The following is an 18,308-nucleotide window of genomic DNA, read 5'->3' as shown; positions in this document are numbered from 1 at the left end:
GGCGCGGTGTCATCAGAAGCAGCGGTAGACATGTTAACCAGAGATCTAAGCAGCTATCTGGACACCAATCGCATCAATCAGGTGCGCCGAGCGTATTACTTTGCGGAACAGGCCCACGAAGGGCAAATGCGCAAGAGTGGTGATCGTTACATAAGCCATCCCTTGGCCGTCGCCCGCATTCTTGCTGAAATGCGGCTGGATCATCAAAGCCTGATGGCCGCCATGCTGCACGATGTGATTGAAGACACCGGCATACCCAAAGATGCGCTCGCTGACCAGTTCGGTGAGGATGTCGCCGAGCTGGTGGATGGCGTCAGTAAGCTGACCCAGATTGAATTTCGCACCCGCGCCGAAGCCCAAGCCGAAAATTTCCAGAAAATGACGCTGGCCATGGCCCGCGATATTCGCGTGATTCTGGTAAAGCTGGCGGACCGCCTGCACAACATGCGCACCTTGGGCCCTATGCCCTATGAAAAGCGCAAACGCATCGCGACTGAAACACTGGACATTTACGCACCCATCGCCAATCGCTTGGGCATGCACAGTATCTCGACGGAGCTGGAAGACCTCGGGTTCTCGACGATGTATCCCATGCGTTCGAAGTTCATTTCCAAAGCGGTGACCAAGCTGCGCGGCAGCCATCGGGAAATCATTGATGAAATTCGTGGCCGCCTGCACGAAAAGCTGGAAGAGCGGGGTATGCCCGGCCGGATTTTAGGGCGCGAAAAACACTTGAACAGCATTTATAACAAGATGAAGTTCAAGCAGAAATCATTCCATGAAATCATGGATGTATACGCGTTCCGCATCATTACCGACAACGAAGACGATTGTTATCGAATCCTGGGTGCCGTGCACAGTTTGTACAAGCCCATGCCCGGGCGCTTCAAAGACTATATTGCCATGCCCAAGGTGAACGGCTATCAGTCGCTGCACACCACTTTGTTTGGTATGCACGTAAATATCGAAGTTCAGATTCGCACGGAAGAAATGGAGCACATTGCCAACAACGGTATTGCCGCTCATTGGCTGTACAAGAATGAGCCGTCTAACGGCACCAGCGTAAACCAGACCCGGGTAGACCGCTGGGTGAAGGGTCTGATGGAAATGCGCGAGCGCGCTGATGATTCGCTGGAGTTTATTGAAAGCGTTAAAGAAGACCTGTTCCCTGACGAAATTTACGTATTTACGCCCCGCGGTAAAATCATGGAACTGCCCGGCGGTGCCACGCCGGTGGATTTTGCCTATGCCATCCATACCGATATTGGCAACGCTACCGTGGCCTGCCGTATCAACCGCAATCTGGGCTCGCTAAGCCAGCCTTTGCAAAGTGGGCAGACGGTGGAAATTATCACCGCGCCCGGCGCCAGACCGAACCCCGCCTGGCTCAACTTTGTGGTAACCGGCAAGGCCCGTGGCAGTATTCGCCATGTGGTGAAAAACGATAAGCATGCGGAATCTCTTGAGCTGGGCCATACGTTGCTTAAGCGTTCCCTAAAAGGTTTCAGTACGCGTCTTGGTGATATCACTGACGTTCAGAAGCAGCGGGTTGTGGCTCACAATCAGGTCAACAGTTTTGAGGATCTGGTTAGCGAAATTGGCCTGGGCAACCGTATGGCGTTTCTGGTGGCGCGCCAGTTGGTGGTGGGCGCGCCGGAGACCGAAGGTGATGCCCCGGCGGCTGCAGCGCTTCAGGAAAGCGGGCGCCAGGGCCCGGTGACCATTTGCGGCTCAGACGGCCTGCTGCTGAAATTTGCCAGTTGCTGCAAACCCATTCCTGGTGACCCGATTGTGGGCATCATGGATTCGGGTAACGGCATGGTGATTCACTCAGATACCTGCTCACACTTGCCAGACGACGAGCAGGGCCGCGCCATGCTGACCGATCTGAAATGGGCCAAGGACATTACCGATCAGTTTTCGGTGGAGTTGCGGGTGGAAATGGAGCGTCAGCGTGGCATTATTGCGGAAATGGCCAGCGCCGTCGCTATGGCCGACGGCAATATTGAACGCATTAACGTGGAAGATCAAAACGCTCGTTTTGGCGTTGTCTGCCTGGTGGTACACGTGACTGGCCGCCGCCATCTGGCGCGGGTAATGCGACGGGTACGCAATATTCGGGCGGTTACCCACATCAGCCGGGTTCGCTACTAAAGGCACATGGGTCTCTGCTATCGTAGGTTTGTCGGATTTAACACCTGGCGTTATGGCGGGTGAGGATTTTTATTTATTAACAACAGGGATATAAATAACCATGACCAACAAATCGATTATTGAAACCGAAAATGCACCGCAGGCAATCGGGCCTTATTCTCAGGCTGTGAAGGCTGGTGACACCGTGTACATTTCTGGCCAGATTCCGCTGGTGCCAGAAACCATGGAACTGGTACAGGGCGATTTTGCGGCAAACACCCGTCAGGTATTCGAGAACCTGAAAGCGGTTTGTGTGGCATCCGGTGGTTCATTGCAGGACATCGTCAAGTTGAACATTTATATGATCGATCTGGCCAATTTCGCGGTTGTGAACGAAATCATGGCCACCTACTTCCAAAAGCCTTACCCGGCTCGCGCAGCGATGGCCGTTGCTGCGCTACCAAAAGACGTGCCCATCGAAATGGAAGCGGTGATGGTGCTGACCTAAGCGCCCTTGCGCTGATCAATCAGTTCACGGTATCCGGCGCGGAAGTCCGGGTACCGGAGTTGAAAGCCGGTTTTCAACAGGCGCCGGTTACTGCACAGTTTGCTGCCCACCCGGCCACCATCGCGAGCGTCCTCGGCCGGCGCTTCGCAATCGGTATGTTGGCGAACCCATTGCACCACTTGATCCAGCCGAACCGGCTCGCAGTCGCTGGCCAGGTAGCAGGATTGCAGAGTGTCACTTTCCGCCGCCATGGTGCTTAAATGCACGATAGCTCGAACAGCGTCTTGCTCGTGAATTCGGTTGCTGTAATGTGAGTGGGTCGGCGGATTCAGTCGCCCATCGATCACTGCTTGCAGAAAACTCTGGCGCGACGGGCCATAAATGCCGCTGAACCGGACCACTGTGGCGGGAATACGGCTGGCCAAGGCCGTCTGCTCTCCCAGCAACACCTGCTGGCCGCTGAACCCGCTCGGCTGCGTAGGGCTTTCCTCATCCACCCAGCCGTTATCGTCTTGCCCGTAAACCCCGGTGCTACTGATAAAGAACAACCGGCTTGGCGTCTGCCCCTGTAATTCAACCAGCAGGTTCTCCAGGGCGGTCACATAAGCCGCGTGGTAGCCCTGTTCGTTATAATCGGACGGCGTCAGGCAATAAATAACCTGGTCCAGCCGTGATGGAAGTGTGTTTTTCAGGGTCACAGGCTGGGTCAAATCCGCGGCTACCGGCGTGATACCTTGGGGCAGTTGATCCGTTCTGCGGCGCAGGCCAAACACGTCGGCCCCGGATTGCAGCAGCAAGGTGGCAATGGCGCCCCCCAGATTGCCGCACCCGGCCAGCAAAATTCGTTGGGTTTTCAGGCTTTCAGCGATTGCCATAGACAATATCAATCCTTATGCTTTGAGCCATAGATAAATCAGACACCGAACGCTGTTCAGCACCGGAGCCCGCCATGACTCTTACCGAGTTACGATACGTTGTTACGCTCGCCCGTGAAAGGCATTTTGGCCGTGCCGCGGAGCGCTGTCACGTTAGTCAGCCCACCCTCAGTGTGGCGGTACGAAAGCTTGAAGATGAGTTGGGTATCCCGTTGTTTGAACGCAGTAAAAGCAACATTCGGGTCACCGAAAGCGGGCTGCGCATTGTTGAACAGGCGCAGCGGGTGCTGGACCAAGTGGGTGTGATTAAAGACCTGGCCCAGGATGGCAAAAACCAGCTTAGCTCTCCGCTAAAGGTCGGCGCCATTTACACCATAGGTCCCTACCTTTTTCCGCATTTACTGCCGGAGCTGCGGCGCGCTGCGCCAGACATGTCGTTGTATATAGAAGAAAATTACACCGCGAGTCTGCGCCAGAAACTGCGCCATTCAGAACTGGACGCCATCATTGTGGCGTTGCCGTTTGAAGAAGCGGAAGTGGTTACCCTGCCGCTTTATGACGAACCCTTTGTGGTGCTGCTGCCGGCAGATCATCCGCTGACCGGCTGCGATGAAATTACCGCGGAGCAGCTGGCGCAAGAGCAACTCCTGCTGTTGGGGCCGGGGCACTGCTTCCGCGACCAGGTACTGGAGTCCTTCCCGCCTTTGGTTGCAACTGTTACCCGGCGCAGCGAAGGCAATGGCCCCACGCTGGTGACCGAAGGCAGCTCGCTGGAAACCATTCGCCACATGGTAGCCTCGGGCCTGGGTGTGACCGTTGTGCCGCTGTCAGCGGCCACCGGCATGCACTATCACGAAGGTGTGCTGGCGGTACGGTCCTTTGCGGCACCCGTGCCATTTCGCACCGTAGCTCTGGCTTGGCGGGTCACTTTCCCGCGGCCCAAAGCCATTGACGTGCTGTCGCTGGCGACGAGCCAGTGCCGGGTTGTGGCAAAGGCCAGTACCGCCCAGCCAGCAGCGGCAAAGGGCTAGGCCGGCCATGATGGCACTGGACGATATACCGGTCACCCAGCTTAAGGACGTGGGCAACGCGCTCGCAGAAAAGCTGGGCAAGCTGGGTATCGCCTCGCTTCAGGATTTGCTGTTTCACTTGCCTCACCGCTATGAAGACCGCACCCGCATTACAGCCATGGGCAGCCTGCGCATTGGCGACGTGGCGGTGGTGGAAGGTGAGGTCATGAAAACCGACATTGTGATGGGCAGGCGCCGCAGCTTGCAGGTTACCCTCAAAGACCACAGCGGCTTTGTCAGTCTGCGCTTTTTTCATTTTAACGCGGGCCAGAAGAACCAGCTTGCCGAAGGCACCCAGGTGCGCTGTTTTGGCGAAGTGCGGGCGGGCCGTTCCGGCTACGAGCTGTACCACCCCGAATACCAGACCAATCCGACGCCTATGGCGGATGAAGGCAGCGCCACATTAACTCCGGTATACCCACTTACCGAGGGTATTCAGCAGCCCCGGGTGCGGGCTTTGTGCCAGCAGGCGGTGGCATATTTGAAGCGTTACCCAATTTACGATTGGCTGCCGCCCTGGGTACTGGCGGACTATCAGTTACCGGCCATCACCGCCGCGGTAGAACTGGTGCATTCACCACCTGCTAGCGCTTCGGCGGCGCAATTGCTGGAAGGGCGCCATCCGGCCCAGCAGCGGTTGGTGATGGAAGAACTGCTGGCGCACCAGCTAAGTCTGTTGCAAGTGCGCGAACAGATTCAGACACGCCAGGCGCTGCCGTTGCTGCCGCAGGGCGATTTAAGCGAGCGCTTTCTAGAGTCTTTGCCATTTCGCCTAACCGACGCTCAACGCCAGGTGCTTCAGGAAATCCGCCAGGACCTTACCCAGCCCCTACCCATGCTGCGTTTGGTGCAAGGCGATGTGGGCTCCGGCAAAACCGTGGTCGCGGCGCTGGCGGCCTTGCAGGCCATTGCGGCGGGTACTCAAGTGGCCTTGATGGCACCCACCGAAATTCTGGCGGAACAGCACTACCAGAATTTTTGCGCCTGGCTTGCGCCGCTGGGTGTCCAGCTCACCTGGCTGTCGGGCAAAGTGAAAGGCAAGGCTCGCCAACAAGCTCTGGAGGCGGTTTCAAGCGGTGCCGCCGGTATTGCTATTGGCACCCATGCGCTGTTCCAGAACGATGTGGCATTCGATCGTTTGGCGTTGGTGATTATTGACGAGCAGCACCGCTTTGGCGTTCATCAACGTCTGGCATTGCGGGAAAAAGGCGCTGCCGGCGCGCTGGCGCCCCACCAGCTGATTATGACTGCCACGCCGATTCCGCGTACATTGGCCATGAGTGCCTACGCCGACCTGGACACATCGGTCATTGACGAGCTGCCTCCGGGGCGCAAACCCATCGAAACCATTGTTGTGCCCGACGGTCGCCGAGACGATGTGGTAGAGCGGGTACGCAATGCCTGTCAGGCCGGGCGGCAGGCATATTGGGTGTGCACACTGATTGAAGAATCCGAGGTGTTACAGTGTCAGGCGGCAGAAGTAAGTGCGACCGAGCTCGCCGAACGCCTGCCAAACCTGCGCATCGGATTGGTTCACGGGCGATTGAAAAGTAAGGAAAAAGCCGAGGTTATGGCGCAATTCAAGAGCGGTACGCTGGATCTTTTGGTAGCCACCACCGTCATAGAGGTGGGAGTAGATGTCCCCAACGCGTCGCTGATTATTATTGAAAACCCCGAACGCCTGGGTCTGGCCCAGCTGCACCAGTTGCGGGGCCGTGTAGGGCGTGGCGAACAGGCCAGTTACTGCGTGCTGATGTACCACCCACCGCTATCGCTGAACGGTAAAACGCGGCTGCAGGCCTTGCGCGACAGCCAGGACGGTTTTGTGATTGCGGAAAAAGACCTTGAAATTCGGGGTCCCGGTGAGGTTTTGGGTACTCGCCAGACCGGCATGATGCAGTTCAGGCTGGCTGATTTCGAGCGCGATCAGCACTGGATTGAAGTGGTTCGGGAAATAGCTCCTCGTGTTATGGCCGATAAAACCGCGGTACAGGGATTAATTCGACGCTGGTTGGGCGAAAAAACCCGCTACGGAGAAGTCTAAACCTCATCTGAATTTGATAAAACGCAACGTTCGCATCTCAGGTGGGCTACTGTGACAGTTGAAGAACGATCAACACGAGGTTATGTCCAATGGAAGTTCCGGCCATGGTTCGCCGGGCTCTTGGTAAATGCGCAACCAGCATTGCATTGCGGGATGTCGATATGGCCGACCCGGATCAACTGCTGCGAATGGTGTTGCTTAGCGACGGCTGCCACAAGCTTCAGGTCATTTACCGCAGCTGTGACTTGCTGGACCTTGAAACGCTGAACACACAGCTGGGCCACAGTTACGCGCCGCTTCCGGAAACGGCCCGCCGTATTATTCGCCTGCGCACAGATCCCAATTCTGTAATGGCTGATCTGGTAGACATCGTGGAGAGCGACCCCAGCCTTGCAGCGCAAGTCATCAGCTGGGCATCGTCGTCGTTTTACGCGGCTCCCGGCCGGGTAAACTCGGTGTACGATGCCATATCCCGTGTGTTGGGATTTGATATGGTGATGAACCTGGCAATGGGGCTATCGCTAGACTGGGTGCTGCATAATTTCGGCACTCTGCCGCTGCGGGCGAGCATCAAGTTTATAGCCAGGTGCTCTGGCCAGCATGTTAACGCCTTGACGCCCTACTAGTTCACACCCTCGCTGAATACATGCACCCGAATGGCAGTGGCTGCGCGGCGAATTTCGTCGGCGTGGCCATGTTCAATGGCATAACGTTCTTTGTCCATCTTATTGACAAACTTCGGCTCAGTTTCCAGTCGGGCCTGATGGGTAGGCATGTGTTGTAGCTTGTCGTGCACCTGCTGAAAAACGGCAAACGGCGATTTTTGCAGCAGCGTTGGCTCCACATGATCCAGCAGGCCTTTGATGCGCAAGCAGGCCTCAGAATACTCAACCTGATCCGCCTCTACCGCCTGTGCCAAGATACGGATACTTTTAATCATCGATTCCCTCCGCTTGCGCGCGAACTCGCTCGCCTTTTCGCTACGTCGCTGATCAGCGCTTAATGCATCGCGTTGGCGATATATAAAAAGTGCCAGAAGGACAATAGCGCCCAAGCCAAATGCAATTAGCAGCCATTCTTGCCAGCTTTCCATGAAATGCTCCGTGTTGACGATATGTTTGCGGGCTTTGGAGGTGCTTCAAGCTTTGACAGATATACGGGTGGTGGGCCTTGCTGGACTTGAACCAGCGACCAATCGATTATGAGTCGACTGCTCTAACCAACTGAGCTAAAGGCCCGTAACGCGGGGTATTCCGATGCTTCTGTTTGCGAAGTACAAACAAAAGCGAGCGCCATTATAACGATGAGAGCAGGCGCTCGCCAGTGTTGTGACGCTTAAGTGTTGCCTTGATCGTCGATAAAGCCGCGCAAATGGTCCGAACGCGATGGATGCCGCAGTTTACGCAGGGCTTTGGCTTCAATTTGACGAATCCGCTCGCGGGTAACATCAAATTGTTTGCCGACCTCTTCCAACGTGTGGTCGGTGTTCATTTCGATACCAAAGCGCATGCGCAGTACTTTTGATTCGCGGGCGGTTAAGCCGGCCAATACCGAGCGGGTGGCTTCGCGCAGGCCTTCGGCGGTGGCGGTATCTACCGGCGACAAGGCCTGGATGTCTTCAATGAAATCGCCCAGATGGCTGTCCTCGTCGTCGCCAATCGGGGTTTCCATGGAAATCGGCTCTTTGGCGATTTTCAGCACTTTGCGAATCTTGTCTTCCGGCATTTCCATGCGCTCGCCCAGCTCTTCCGGCGTGGGCTCGCGGCCCATTTCCTGCAACATCTGGCGCGAAATTCGGTTCAGCTTGTTAATGGTTTCAATCATGTGCACCGGAATACGGATGGTGCGGGCCTGATCCGCGATGGAGCGGGTAATGGCCTGGCGAATCCACCAGGTAGCGTAGGTTGAGAACTTGTAGCCCCGGCGATATTCAAACTTGTCGACTGCTTTCATCAGGCCGATGTTGCCTTCCTGAATCAGGTCGAGAAATTGAAGGCCGCGGTTGGTGTATTTTTTGGCAATGGAAATCACCAGGCGCAGGTTCGCCTCTACCATTTCTTTCTTGGCGCGGCGGGCCTTGGCTTCGCCAATGGATACCCGGCGGTTGATTTCCTTGATGTCGACAACGTCTAAATCTACATCCAACTGTACGTTTTTGATGCGCTTTTGTAAGCGCGCGATTTCGTCCAGGCGCTCGGAAATCGCAGAAGCATAGGGCTTCTTGCTGCGAGCAATTTTTTCAGCCCAGTCTAAGTTGATCTCGTTGCCTGGGAACGATTTGATAAATTCTTTACGATCCATCTTACTTTCGCGAATGCAGATGCGCATGATGGTGCGCTCATTCTGACGGATCATGTCGTTGGTGGAACGAACAACGTTCACCAGTCCATCAAACGCTTTGTTGCCTAGCTTGAACGGGGCAAACACCGCGCCCAGCTCGTTCAGGGCTTTTTGGGTGCGCTTGTCGCTGCGGCCGTGCTGTTCCAACAGCTCATTGGCGACTGCCAGTTTTTCTTTTAGCAGGTCAAAGCGCAGGCGGGTCTCTTCGGGATCTGGACCGCTCTCGGTTTCTTCTTCTTCGGCGCTGGCAGGCGCCGCCGGGGCAGACTCTTCTGGCATGAACGGCTCGGCGTCATCCGGATCCAGAAACCCGGCAACAATATCGCTCAACCGGCCTTCATTCTCGACAATGCGATCGTAGCCTTGGATTACGGTGCCGGTGGTGCCGGGAAAGTGCGCAACCGCCGCCATCACGTCGCGAATGCCTTCTTCGATACGCTTGGCGATAACAACTTCGCCTTCGCGGGTCAGCAGTTCAACGGTACCCATCTCGCGCATGTACATTCGCACCGGGTCGGTGGTGCGCCCGGCGTCGGATTCTACTGCGGCCAGAGCCGCTGCGGCTTCGGCAGTCGCCGCTTCATCGGCGGTTGAATCACCATCAGTCATAATCAACGTATCAGCGTCTGGTGCAACTTCAGATACCTGAATGCCCATGTCGTTGATCATGCGAATGATGTCTTCGACCTGGTCCGGGTCAGCGATGTCTTCCGGAAGGTGATCGTTCACCTCGGCGTAAGTCAGGTAACCTTGTTCCTTGCCTCGCGCGATGAGGTCTTTTAAACGTGATTTTTCCGAATTGCCCGACATAGACACCCTGTAAGCCCGCTAAAGTAAATAAATATTAAGCAACCAGTATAGCTGCCGACCTAATGCTCTGCCACCGAATGGTTAGATGGTGACCAGTGCTTAAATTTTCAAGTCCCGTTGTTCTTTGTGCCACTGCCTAATGTACGTAATTCAATGCGCTCTTCAGGACTCAGATTGGGCAAATTGCGCAGCAATTCGGCAAACCTTTGTTGCCGCGATGCCTCTTCGGTTGGGCTGAGAAGTTCCCGTGCCGCTTCCAGTGTGTGTTCGCGGGCGGGTATATGCTCAATGCCGTCAAACAAATGGAAAAAACGGTCCCTGGCTTGAATGTCCGTAGCCAAAGCACTAATCAGTGCCGGTTGATTGGTAAGTTTGCGTTCCAGAATCCAGCTGGCGAACGCCGCCGCCTGAATAAATTGCCGTGAGCCCCGAGCGGCTTCGGCCACTTCTGCGGCCAGATCTGGCGCTTCTGTCAAAGCCAGACACAGCAAGCTGTCTTTGCTCAGTTTTACGTCAATCCGCTGTTCTTGTATTCGTTCCCGCTGCCAGCCTTTGCTGCCGCCCCGTTCCTGCCAGGGTTTTTTCTGCCATTGGTCGCGGCCGCTGCAAAGGCGCAGCATTTCATGCCACATGGCGTCGCGCAGCGTGCACTTGGGCATCTTGTTGAGCATGGGCTCGGCCCGGGCGCGCAATTCTCCGCGGTGTTCGGGCAGCTGCAAGTCGAGGCCGTCGCTCTGGCGATCGAACAGATAGCGTGACAGCGGTATAGCCGCTTCAATCCGTTTGCTGAAGGCTTCGGCGCCTTCTTTGCGAATCAGGGTGTCCGGGTCTTCGCCTTGGGGCAGCATCAGAAATTGCAGATGCAGACCATCGGCCATCAGTTCCAGTGCGTTTTCCAGTGCGCGATCTGCCGCGCGAAAACCCGCTGTGTCGCCATCAAAACAGAACACAATGTGGCGTACCTGGCGCATTAAGGCGCTCAGGTTGTCCTGATTGGTGGCGGTACCCAATGTGGCCACGGCAAACTGGATGCCATGCTGGGCCAGGGCGATGACGTCCATGTAGCCTTCAACAACCAACAACTTGTCCAGCTGTTTCAGGTTTTGCCGCGCTTCATACAGGCCGTATATTTCACGGCTCTTATGGAAAACGTCAGACTCCGGCGAGTTGATGTATTTGGCTTTGTCGTCACCCAGAGTACGCCCGCCAAAGGCGATGGTTTTGCCGCGGGTGTTGCGGATTGGAAACATCACCCGGTTGCGAAACAGATCTCTGGGCCGGCCATATTGGTCGGATACCGTTTTGGTTTCCAGCAGCGGTTCTTTAAAGCTGGTGCCCGCAGCGTCGCATAATGCTGTGCCGCCGGCGGGGGCAAATCCCAGCTGATATTGCTGGATAATGGCCTGATCCAGCCCGCGCTGCTGCAGGTAGTCGCGGGCAAAAGCACCGGCTTCGCTGCTCAGCGCCTGCTGATAAAAACGGCTGGCGAAATCCAGTGCCTCTGTCAGCGTTCGAGCCTGTTGTATTTCCTGCTTGGCAGCCTGATCGTAGGGCACTTCCATTCCGGCTCTGCGCGCCAGATCTTCAACTGCTTCGGTAAAACCCAGGCCTTCGAATTCCCTTAAAAAACTGATCGCGTCGCCGTGTGCGCCGCATCCGAAGCAGTGGTAAAAGCCTTTGTCTGGCCGCACATTGAACGACGGTGTTTTTTCATCGTGAAACGGGCAGCAGGCTTTGTAATTCGCACCGGCTTTTTTCAGGGTAACGCGAGAGCCAATCAGCTCGGCCAGATCGATCCGGTCTAGCAGATCTTCAACAAACCGTTGCGGGATCAGTCCGCTCATTCGGGCTCCGGGTGTGGCCGTAATAGCAGGATAGACAATAGACAAAAATGCCGCCGAAGCCAGGCCTCGGCGGCATTTTTAAATCGCTTTGAGCGGCCTGCAGCCGTTCAGGCGATTAATTTTTGCAGTCAAGCAGCGTTGCTAAAACCTAGTACAAACGCTCAAACTTGCGCTGTTCACGCTGAAGCTTCTTGAGGTGACGCTTAACGGCAGCAGCAGCTTTACGCTTACGAACAGAAGTCGGCTTCTCGTAGTGCTCACGACGACGCACTTCGGAAAGAACGCCTGCTTTCTCGCAGGAACGCTTGAAGCGACGTAGGGCTACGTCAAACGGCTCATTCTCTTTCAGTTTAACAGCTGGCATTCGAAAATCACCTACCTGGGTATATTCGGTTCTATGGGTTCCGCCGGGCTTGCCCTGTGCGGTTCTAACACTGGCAGGAATGATTAAAACTCGACCAGTGCGTAATTTAGGGCGGCAACTATATCCCCTGGGTAGAGCTGAGGTCAATGTTTATTCTGTGAAACTGCAGGTGCGCCTCGGGTTTCTGCTAAAATGCTCCGCCTCTGCATTTTGCTTCTTTTACTTTAATGGCTAATAACTATGCTGATTTTAGGTATTGAGACGTCTTGTGACGAAACCGGCGTGGCACTCTACCACACCGAGCGTGGTTTGCTGGCCCATGCGTTGTTCAGTCAGGTAGCGATACACGCTGACTACGGCGGGGTGGTGCCCGAGCTGGCCTCCCGCGACCACGTTCGCAAGCTGTTGCCATTGATCGAGCAAATTCTGGCCGAGGCCGGGCTTGTACGTGCAGACATCGAAGGCATTGCTTACACCGCAGGTCCCGGTCTCGTGGGCGCGTTAATGGTGGGCGCCGCCGTGGCTCACGCTCTGGGTTTCAGTATGAGCATTCCAGTACTGGGTGTGCATCATATGGAAGGGCATTTGCTGGCGCCAATGCTGGAGCAGAACCCACCGGCTTTTCCTTTCGTTGCGTTGCTAGTGTCCGGTGGCCATACCCAGCTGGTGCAGGTCAGCGGTATCGGCGAGTACATTCTTTTGGGTGAGTCGGTTGACGACGCCGCCGGAGAAGCGTTCGACAAAACTGCCAAAATGCTGGGACTGGATTACCCGGGTGGGCCCAGAGTCGCGGCATTGGCTGAAAAAGGGCAGGCCGGGCGTTATCGCTTTCCGCGGCCAATGACAGACCGCCCGGGGCTTGATTTCAGCTTCAGCGGGTTGAAGACCTTTACTCTGAATACCGTTAATGCGGCGCGTGAAGCCGGTGATCTGGGCGATCAGACCCGTGCTGATATTGCCCTGGCCTTCGAATCTGCGGTGGTGGACACCCTGGCGATCAAATGTAAGCGCGCGTTACAGCTCACTGGGTGCAAACGATTGGTGATCGCCGGTGGCGTCAGCGCCAACACGCGGCTTCGGGCCGGGCTTGAGGCGATGACGGCGAAACTTGGCGCATCGGTGTTTTACGCGCGGCCGGAGTTCTGTACCGATAACGGGGCAATGATTGCCTATGCCGGGGCCCAGCGCTTGCGGGCAGGGCAGCAAGACGGTGATCGCATTGCGGCGGTGCCGCGCTGGCCGCTGGATACCTTGCCGCCCTTGAATCAGCGTTGCGATGACGGCCTGGCGGGTGCCTGATGGTTAGAACCTGAAGTGCATGTAGCACTGATGAGTTGAGGCAGTGCTGGCTAGAAGCGGGTTTCGCGCCCCTGCGCCATTCGAATCAGGTTATTGCGGTGGCGAACTAACACCAGTAACGCCAGTAGGCTGAACACTGGCAGAGTGTGGGGTTGAAGCAGCGCGCTGAGCAAAGGCCCGCTGAGCACTGCTACCAAGGACGCCATCGCCGGGATGCGCCAGCGCCACATGACCAAAAGCCATATTGCGGCCATCAACAATGTGGTTGTGTGTGCCAGTGCCAGGCCGGCACCGAGAGCCGTAGCGACGCCTTTTCCGCCCTTGAAGCGATAGAACACCGGGATCATATGGCCGGTGACTGCGCACAGGGCGACCGCCGCCTGAATGGTTGTTGATAGCCCCCATTGTTGCGCCGTCCATACTGGCAGCCAGCCTTTGCCGGCATCCAGTATCAGCGTTAGCGCTGCTGGCGCCCAGCCTCCGCTGCGAAATACGTTGGTGGCGCCCGGATTGGTGGAGCCCTGAGCGCGCGGGTCTGGCAGTTGCCAGGCACGGCTGACGGGTAGGGCGAACAGCACCGAGCCGCCAAGATAAGCTGCGGCACACAGCAGTACCGTTAAAACGGGCGCACTGGCAAATGTCATAGAGATGTGTCCTGGCTGGCGCAGACGGCTTGAGTCAAACTGTGCGAAAATAGTTAAATTTGTCGAGTCTGATAGCTAACCTTAGCTGCGCTGTCGGGCCGATTCAATCCGAAAAGAGTACAGCATCATCTGGAGTGCCTGTGGCAGATCGTGTGTTTATTGAGGGCCTGGAGGTCGAAACCGTTGTAGGGGTATACGAATGGGAGCGGGACATTACCCAGCGCCTGCTGGTAGACTTGGACATGGATTGGGACAACCGCGTGCCCGGCGCGTCTGATGACGTCAAGGACGCGCTGGACTACGCCGCGGTGAGCGACTGCGTTATTCGCTGTCTGCAGGCGCTGCAACCGAAATTGCTGGAGCACGCAGCAGAGGTACTGGCGGCCGAGTTGCAACGGACGTTTGGTATCGAGTTTTTGCGGCTGAGCATTCGCAAGCCCGGCGCCGTGGCGGCCTCTGCGGTGGGCGTCAGCATCGCGCGTGGGCGCCGCCTGTGAGCACTCCGGTGCTGGTGGGTATTGGTAGCAACCAAAACCGCGAAGCCTGTTTGCAGGCCGCGTTAGATGCCTTGGCCGACTGGTTTGGCGAGCTGGCTTTGTCGCCGGTGTATGAAAGCCCGGCGGTGGGTTTTGACGGTTCCCCGTTTTTGAATATGGTTGCGGGATTCAATACCGCTATGCCGCTGGCCGAGTTGTCGCGCCGCTTTAAGAAGCTAGAGGCCGACCATGGCCGGGTTCGGGGCAGCACCCGCTTCACAGCGCGAACGCTGGATATCGACATTCTGACTTACGGTGAAAAGGTTGGCGTGTTTTGCGGTGTGGAATTACCACGTGCCGAAATATTGGTGAACGCGTTTGTGCTTAAGCCCTTAGCGGATGTGGCCGGGTCGCGTTTGCACCCCCAGTGCGGACAAAGCTATCAGGATTTATGGCAGTTACACCGCGCCGGCCCACCTTTGCATAAGCTCAACTTCAGCTGGCGCGGCCGTATAATTTCAAGCGCCGTTGGCGGCGCGGAAGCGAGCGATCAGGGCATCGGTTGAGCTGTCGCTATTACCCGCGTTTGCCGGTGCCGGCTGGCCCATCAGGCGCGGCAGAATGTTTTGTCCCAGCTGCTTGCCCAGCTCTACCCCCCACTGATCGAACGAATCCAGATCCCAGATAACACCCTGTACATAGGTGCGATGTTCGTACAAGGCGATCATCGCGCCCAGTGTATAAGGCGTAAGCTGCTGCATCACCAGAGTGTTGCTGGGTTGGTTTCCAGGTACTACTTTGTGCGAGGCCAGGCGGTCGACGTCTTGCGCTGACCGGCCTTCGGCAATCAGTTCGCGCCGGGCTTGTTCCAGAGTTTTTCCGGCCATCATGGCCTGGGACTGGCTCAGGCAGTTGGCGAACAGATCGGCGTGATGATTCGCAATGGGGTTATGGCTGACCAGCGGAATAATGAAGTCTGCCGGAATTAGCCGGGTACCCTGGTGAATCAGCTGATGGTAGGCGTGCTGTCCGTTGGCGCCGAGCCCGCCCCAGATGATCGGGCCGGTATGGTAGGTGACCGCAACGCCCGCGCGAGTCACGCGCTTGCCGTTGCTTTCCATGTCCAACTGCTGAAGGTGATCTGGCAGGCTGCGTAAATATTGGTCATAGGGCAAAATGGCGTGGCTGCAGGCGCCCCACAGATTGCTGTACCAGACACCCAGCATGGCCATCACCACAGGCATATTCTGCGCCAATGGCGCTTGCATGAAGTGTTCGTCCATGGCTTGGGCACCCGCCAGCAATTGGCGAAAATTGTCCATGCCAATGCTCAGGGCAACCGGTAAACCAATGGCCGACCAGAGCGAATAGCGCCCACCGACCCAGCCCCACATCGGGAACAGGCTGTCTGCTTCGATACCGAAGGCTTGAGCGGCGTCGACGTTAGCGGATACTGCCGCAAAGTGGCGCGCAACAGCGTCTGTTTGCGGGCAGTGCTGAACCAGCCATTCACGGGCTACTTTGGCGTTTTCCAGGGTTTCGGGGGTTTTGAAGGATTTTGACTGCACCAGAAACAGCGTGGTGTGCGGGCTTACCTGGCGCAAAATCTCGCAGATTTCAGTGCCGTCGATATTGGCTGCGTAATGGCAGCGTATGCCGCCGTGGTGATAAGGCGTTAGCGCCTCTGTAGCCAACTTTGGCCCCAGGAAAGAGCCACCAATGCCAATGCTGACCACGTCGGTAAAACGCTCGCCCGTGCAACCGCGGCGTTCACCGCCGGTGACAGCGTTAACAAACTGCTGCATGTGTTCCAGCGTGGCGTGAACTTCCTCCATCACGTTCTTGCCGTTCACCTGAATAGTCTGATCTGCACTTGCTCGCAAGGCGGTATGAAGCGCAGGCCTGTTCTCAGTGTTGTTCACCGGCTCGCCGGCAAACAGTGCCCGGCGACGAGAGGCCAGTTGGCACTCTTCGGCCAGGGCCATCAGCGCGGCGAGGGCGCCATCATCAAGGCGATTCTTGGAGAAATCCAGAGTCAGGCCGGCTGCTTCAAGCAAATAGCGTGATGCCCGTTGGCTGTCCTCGGCGAACAGCTGTGCCATGGGCTGTGTTGCTAGCCGCTTTTGGTGGCGCAGCAGCGCCTGCCAGGCTTTTGTAGCGGTTGGTATAGATGCGTGGCCTTGCATGATGGCGTCCTTCGCAAAATGGCCGGCGCTTGGGTCGCCGGGCACAGAGTCTTCCGTAACAGGGCGAAGCCGGTCAGCGGACCAGTGAAATATTGTCGATGAGCCGGGTAGTGCCCAGAAACACCGCGGCCAGAATGGCAAGCTCGCGATCATCCGCGGTTGCTGGCTTCAGGGTCTGGCTGTTAACGATGTTAACGTAATCGGGTCGCAAACCCGCATTCAGCAGTTCTGTTTTCGCGTGTTCAGACAGGCGTGCAAAGTGGGTGTCGCCAGATTGCAGGTCTTTTGCAATGGTCTGAAGAATCTTGTACAGAGCCGGCGCAAGTGCCCGGTCTTCAATGCTGAGATTGCCATTACGGGAACTTTTTGCCAGGCCGTCGCCGTCGCGTACGATGGCGCCGGCAATAATTTCGACCGGCAGCATCAGGTCGCGCACTAGCTTGCGAATAATCGTTAACTGCTGCAGGTCTTTTTCGCCAAACAGAGCAAAATCCGGTTGCACCATATTTAGCAGTATAGTGACAACGGTGGCCACGCCGTCAAAGTGGCCCGGCCGGCTGGCACCGCAGTGGCCTTCGCTGATATCAGACACCACCACTTTGGTCTGATGAGCCAGACCCGCCGGATAAATGTCCGTGGCGGAAGGCGTAAACAGCAGCGTATTACCGGCTTCAACCAGCAGGCTCTGGTCTTCCATCAGGGTGCGGGGGTAGCTGTCGAGATCTTCGCTGGCACCAAACTGCATGGGGTTCACGAAGATGCTGGTGACCACGATGTCTGCGACTTCTGCGGCTCTTCGAACCAACGACAGGTGGCCTTCGTGCAAGCTGCCCATGGTGGGCACCAGCGCGATGGTTTTGCCTTGCTGACGCCAGCTGCGCACCATGGCGCGCAGCTCTTTAATGGTATTGACAGTTCTCATGCTTTAAACGTGTGCTCTTCGGCGGGGAATGTGCGCTCGCTAACGGCTTTGGCGTAGGCTGCCAGGGCGTTGGCAACGGAGCCGTTTTCAGCCAGAAAGTCTTTCACAAAGCGCGGTTTGCGGCCAGGGGTCATGCCCAGCATGTCGTGTACCACCAGCACCTGGCCGTCGGTGTCGGCACCGGCGCCAATACCGATCACCGGTGCCTTGACGGCTTTTGCAATGCGTGCAGCCAGTGCGGCGGGCACGCATTCCAGCAGAATAACATCGGCGCCGGCGGCCTCCAGCTCGCAGGCGTGTTCAACCATCAGGTCTGCGGCCTTTCCGTCTCGCCCTTGCACTCTATAGCCGCCGAACTTGTTGACGAATTGCGGTGTCAGGCCTAAGTGCGCGCACACTGGAACGCCGCGTTCGCTGAGCGCCTGAACGGTATCTCGCATCCAGTCGGTGCCTTCCAGTTTGACCATGTGGGCGCCGGCACGCATCAGCTCTGCCGCGTTTTCCAGTGCGGCTTCGGTGGTGCCGTAGCTCATAAATGGCATGTCGGCCATCACCAGCGAGCCGCGATTGCCTTTGGCGACGCAGCTGACGTGGTACACCATTTGATCCATGGTGACGGGCAAGGTGCTGTCGTTGCCTTGCAGTACCATGCCAAGCGAGTCGCCAATCAGAATGACGTCTACGCCGGCTTCGCTGACCAGCTGGGCAAAGGTGGCATCGTAGGAGGTCAGCGCGGAAAATGCTTCGCCGCGCTGTTTGTATTCCCGCAGTGTGTTGATGGTAACGGCCATAA

The 18,308-nt window shown here is 56.8% G+C and carries 16 protein-coding genes, 1 tRNA gene and 1 pseudogene; 8 read left to right on the top strand and 10 right to left on the bottom strand.

Annotated features, from left to right (window positions below; translation table 11 throughout):
• The first annotated feature begins 30 nt into the window (after positions 1 to 30).
• A complete protein-coding gene (locus A3OI_RS0101360; RefSeq protein ID WP_018402561.1) occupies positions 31 to 2,154 on the top strand; it encodes a RelA/SpoT family protein in 2,124 nt (707 codons plus the stop codon).
• A gap of 100 nt (positions 2,155 to 2,254) precedes the next feature.
• Positions 2,255 to 2,641 (top strand): RidA family protein, encoded by a 387-nt coding sequence (locus A3OI_RS0101355; RefSeq protein WP_018402560.1) that lies wholly within the window; start codon positions 2,255 to 2,257, stop codon positions 2,639 to 2,641.
• Here A3OI_RS0101355 and A3OI_RS0101350 read toward each other — a convergent pair.
• Entirely contained in the window at positions 2,638 to 3,516 is an 879-nt protein-coding gene (locus tag A3OI_RS0101350; protein WP_018402559.1) for an NAD-dependent epimerase/dehydratase family protein, read from the bottom strand. The genes A3OI_RS0101355 and A3OI_RS0101350 overlap by 4 nt on opposite strands.
• 74 nt (positions 3,517 to 3,590) lie before the next feature.
• Between A3OI_RS0101350 and A3OI_RS0101345 the strand changes: the two genes are divergently transcribed.
• From A3OI_RS0101345 to A3OI_RS0101335, 3 genes and pseudogenes are all read left to right on the top strand, one after another.
• On the top strand, positions 3,591 to 4,547 hold the full coding sequence (locus tag A3OI_RS0101345; RefSeq protein WP_018402558.1) for a hydrogen peroxide-inducible genes activator: 957 nt from the start codon (positions 3,591 to 3,593) through the stop codon (positions 4,545 to 4,547).
• A gap of 7 nt (positions 4,548 to 4,554) precedes the next feature.
• Positions 4,555 to 6,630, top strand: a complete 2,076-nt coding sequence (recG, locus tag A3OI_RS0101340) for an ATP-dependent DNA helicase RecG (protein ID WP_018402557.1) — start codon at positions 4,555 to 4,557, stop codon at positions 6,628 to 6,630.
• 89 nt (positions 6,631 to 6,719) lie between these two features.
• Positions 6,720 to 7,154, top strand: a pseudogene (locus A3OI_RS0101335) (HDOD domain-containing protein); the annotation flags it as partial.
• Positions 7,155 to 7,252: 98 nt separating this feature from the next.
• Here the strand turns inward: A3OI_RS0101335 and A3OI_RS0101330 are convergent.
• The 5 genes from A3OI_RS0101330 to rpsU all read right to left on the bottom strand — a co-directional run bounded on the left by A3OI_RS0101330 (position 7,253) and on the right by rpsU (position 11,988).
• Positions 7,253 to 7,723, bottom strand: a complete 471-nt coding sequence (locus tag A3OI_RS0101330) for a DUF2489 domain-containing protein (protein WP_018402555.1) — start codon at positions 7,721 to 7,723, stop codon at positions 7,253 to 7,255.
• A 68-nt stretch (positions 7,724 to 7,791) separates the two neighbouring features.
• Positions 7,792 to 7,868: transfer RNA gene (locus A3OI_RS0101325), tRNA-Ile, on the bottom strand.
• Positions 7,869 to 7,965: 97 nt separating this feature from the next.
• Positions 7,966 to 9,780, bottom strand: coding sequence for an RNA polymerase sigma factor RpoD (rpoD, locus tag A3OI_RS0101320; protein WP_018402554.1), 1,815 nt, complete (start codon positions 9,778 to 9,780; stop codon positions 7,966 to 7,968).
• A gap of 107 nt (positions 9,781 to 9,887) precedes the next feature.
• Complete coding sequence (gene dnaG, locus A3OI_RS0101315; RefSeq protein WP_018402553.1) at positions 9,888 to 11,624, bottom strand: DNA primase; 1,737 nt, start codon at positions 11,622 to 11,624, stop codon at positions 9,888 to 9,890.
• 148 nt (positions 11,625 to 11,772) lie between these two features.
• Positions 11,773 to 11,988 carry a 30S ribosomal protein S21 gene (gene rpsU / locus A3OI_RS0101310; RefSeq protein WP_007350211.1) on the bottom strand — a complete coding sequence of 72 codons (216 nt, stop codon included), beginning with the start codon at positions 11,986 to 11,988 and terminating at the stop codon, positions 11,773 to 11,775.
• Between the two features lie 240 nt (positions 11,989 to 12,228).
• Here rpsU and tsaD point away from each other — a divergent pair, with 240 nt between their 5' ends.
• Positions 12,229 to 13,287, top strand: a complete 1,059-nt coding sequence (tsaD, locus tag A3OI_RS0101305; protein ID WP_018402552.1) for a tRNA (adenosine(37)-N6)-threonylcarbamoyltransferase complex transferase subunit TsaD — start codon at positions 12,229 to 12,231, stop codon at positions 13,285 to 13,287.
• Between the two features lie 50 nt (positions 13,288 to 13,337).
• Here the strand turns inward: tsaD and plsY are convergent, their stop codons facing one another.
• Entirely contained in the window at positions 13,338 to 13,931 is a 594-nt protein-coding gene (gene plsY / locus A3OI_RS0101300; RefSeq protein WP_018402551.1) for a glycerol-3-phosphate 1-O-acyltransferase PlsY, read from the bottom strand.
• A 140-nt stretch (positions 13,932 to 14,071) separates the two neighbouring features.
• Between plsY and folB the strand changes: the two genes are divergently transcribed.
• Positions 14,072 to 14,428: a dihydroneopterin aldolase gene (folB, locus tag A3OI_RS0101295; RefSeq protein ID WP_018402550.1), complete on the top strand. Its 357-nt coding sequence runs from the start codon at positions 14,072 to 14,074 to the stop codon at positions 14,426 to 14,428.
• A complete protein-coding gene (folK, locus tag A3OI_RS0101290; protein WP_018402549.1) occupies positions 14,425 to 14,973 on the top strand; it encodes a 2-amino-4-hydroxy-6-hydroxymethyldihydropteridine diphosphokinase in 549 nt (182 codons plus the stop codon). Before folB ends, folK begins: the two co-directional genes overlap by 4 nt.
• Here folK and pgi read toward each other — a convergent pair.
• The 3 genes from pgi to panB form a co-directional block, all read right to left on the bottom strand.
• On the bottom strand, positions 14,926 to 16,593 hold the full coding sequence (gene pgi, locus A3OI_RS0101285) for a glucose-6-phosphate isomerase (RefSeq protein WP_026223931.1): 1,668 nt from the start codon (positions 16,591 to 16,593) through the stop codon (positions 14,926 to 14,928). The genes folK and pgi overlap by 48 nt on opposite strands.
• Positions 16,594 to 16,666: 73 nt before the next feature.
• Entirely contained in the window at positions 16,667 to 17,515 is an 849-nt protein-coding gene (gene panC, locus A3OI_RS0101280) for a pantoate--beta-alanine ligase (protein WP_018402547.1), read from the bottom strand.
• Positions 17,512 to 18,306 carry a 3-methyl-2-oxobutanoate hydroxymethyltransferase gene (gene panB, locus A3OI_RS0101275; RefSeq protein ID WP_018402546.1) on the bottom strand — a complete coding sequence of 265 codons (795 nt, stop codon included), beginning with the start codon at positions 18,304 to 18,306 and terminating at the stop codon, positions 17,512 to 17,514. The genes panC and panB overlap by 4 nt, the downstream gene beginning before the upstream one ends.
• Positions 18,307 to 18,308 lie beyond the last annotated feature (2 nt).

The sequence above is a fragment of the Marinobacter gelidimuriae genome, assembly GCF_000372805.1.
GTDB classification, from domain to species: Bacteria; Pseudomonadota; Gammaproteobacteria; order Pseudomonadales; family Oleiphilaceae; genus Marinobacter; species Marinobacter gelidimuriae.
The sequence above is the reverse complement of the archived record's forward strand: the minus strand, read 5'-3'. Positions and strand labels throughout refer to the sequence as shown.

Coding starts and splice junctions, on each gene's coding strand:
- A3OI_RS0101360 (WP_018402561.1), top strand. CDS start 31: ATGTTAACCAGAGATCTAAGCAGCTATCTGGACACCAATCGCATCAAT.
- A3OI_RS0101355 (WP_018402560.1), top strand. CDS start 2,255: ATGACCAACAAATCGATTATTGAAACCGAAAATGCACCGCAGGCAATC.
- A3OI_RS0101350 (WP_018402559.1), bottom strand. CDS start 3,516: ATGGCAATCGCTGAAAGCCTGAAAACCCAACGAATTTTGCTGGCCGGG.
- A3OI_RS0101345 (WP_018402558.1), top strand. CDS start 3,591: ATGACTCTTACCGAGTTACGATACGTTGTTACGCTCGCCCGTGAAAGG.
- recG (WP_018402557.1), top strand. CDS start 4,555: ATGATGGCACTGGACGATATACCGGTCACCCAGCTTAAGGACGTGGGC.
- A3OI_RS0101330 (WP_018402555.1), bottom strand. CDS start 7,723: ATGGAAAGCTGGCAAGAATGGCTGCTAATTGCATTTGGCTTGGGCGCT.
- rpoD (WP_018402554.1), bottom strand. CDS start 9,780: ATGTCGGGCAATTCGGAAAAATCACGTTTAAAAGACCTCATCGCGCGA.
- dnaG (WP_018402553.1), bottom strand. CDS start 11,624: ATGAGCGGACTGATCCCGCAACGGTTTGTTGAAGATCTGCTAGACCGG.
- rpsU (WP_007350211.1), bottom strand. CDS start 11,988: ATGCCAGCTGTTAAACTGAAAGAGAATGAGCCGTTTGACGTAGCCCTA.
- tsaD (WP_018402552.1), top strand. CDS start 12,229: ATGCTGATTTTAGGTATTGAGACGTCTTGTGACGAAACCGGCGTGGCA.
- plsY (WP_018402551.1), bottom strand. CDS start 13,931: ATGACATTTGCCAGTGCGCCCGTTTTAACGGTACTGCTGTGTGCCGCA.
- pgi (WP_026223931.1), bottom strand. CDS start 16,593: ATGCAAGGCCACGCATCTATACCAACCGCTACAAAAGCCTGGCAGGCG.
- panC (WP_018402547.1), bottom strand. CDS start 17,515: ATGAGAACTGTCAATACCATTAAAGAGCTGCGCGCCATGGTGCGCAGC.
- panB (WP_018402546.1), bottom strand. CDS start 18,306: ATGGCCGTTACCATCAACACACTGCGGGAATACAAACAGCGCGGCGAA.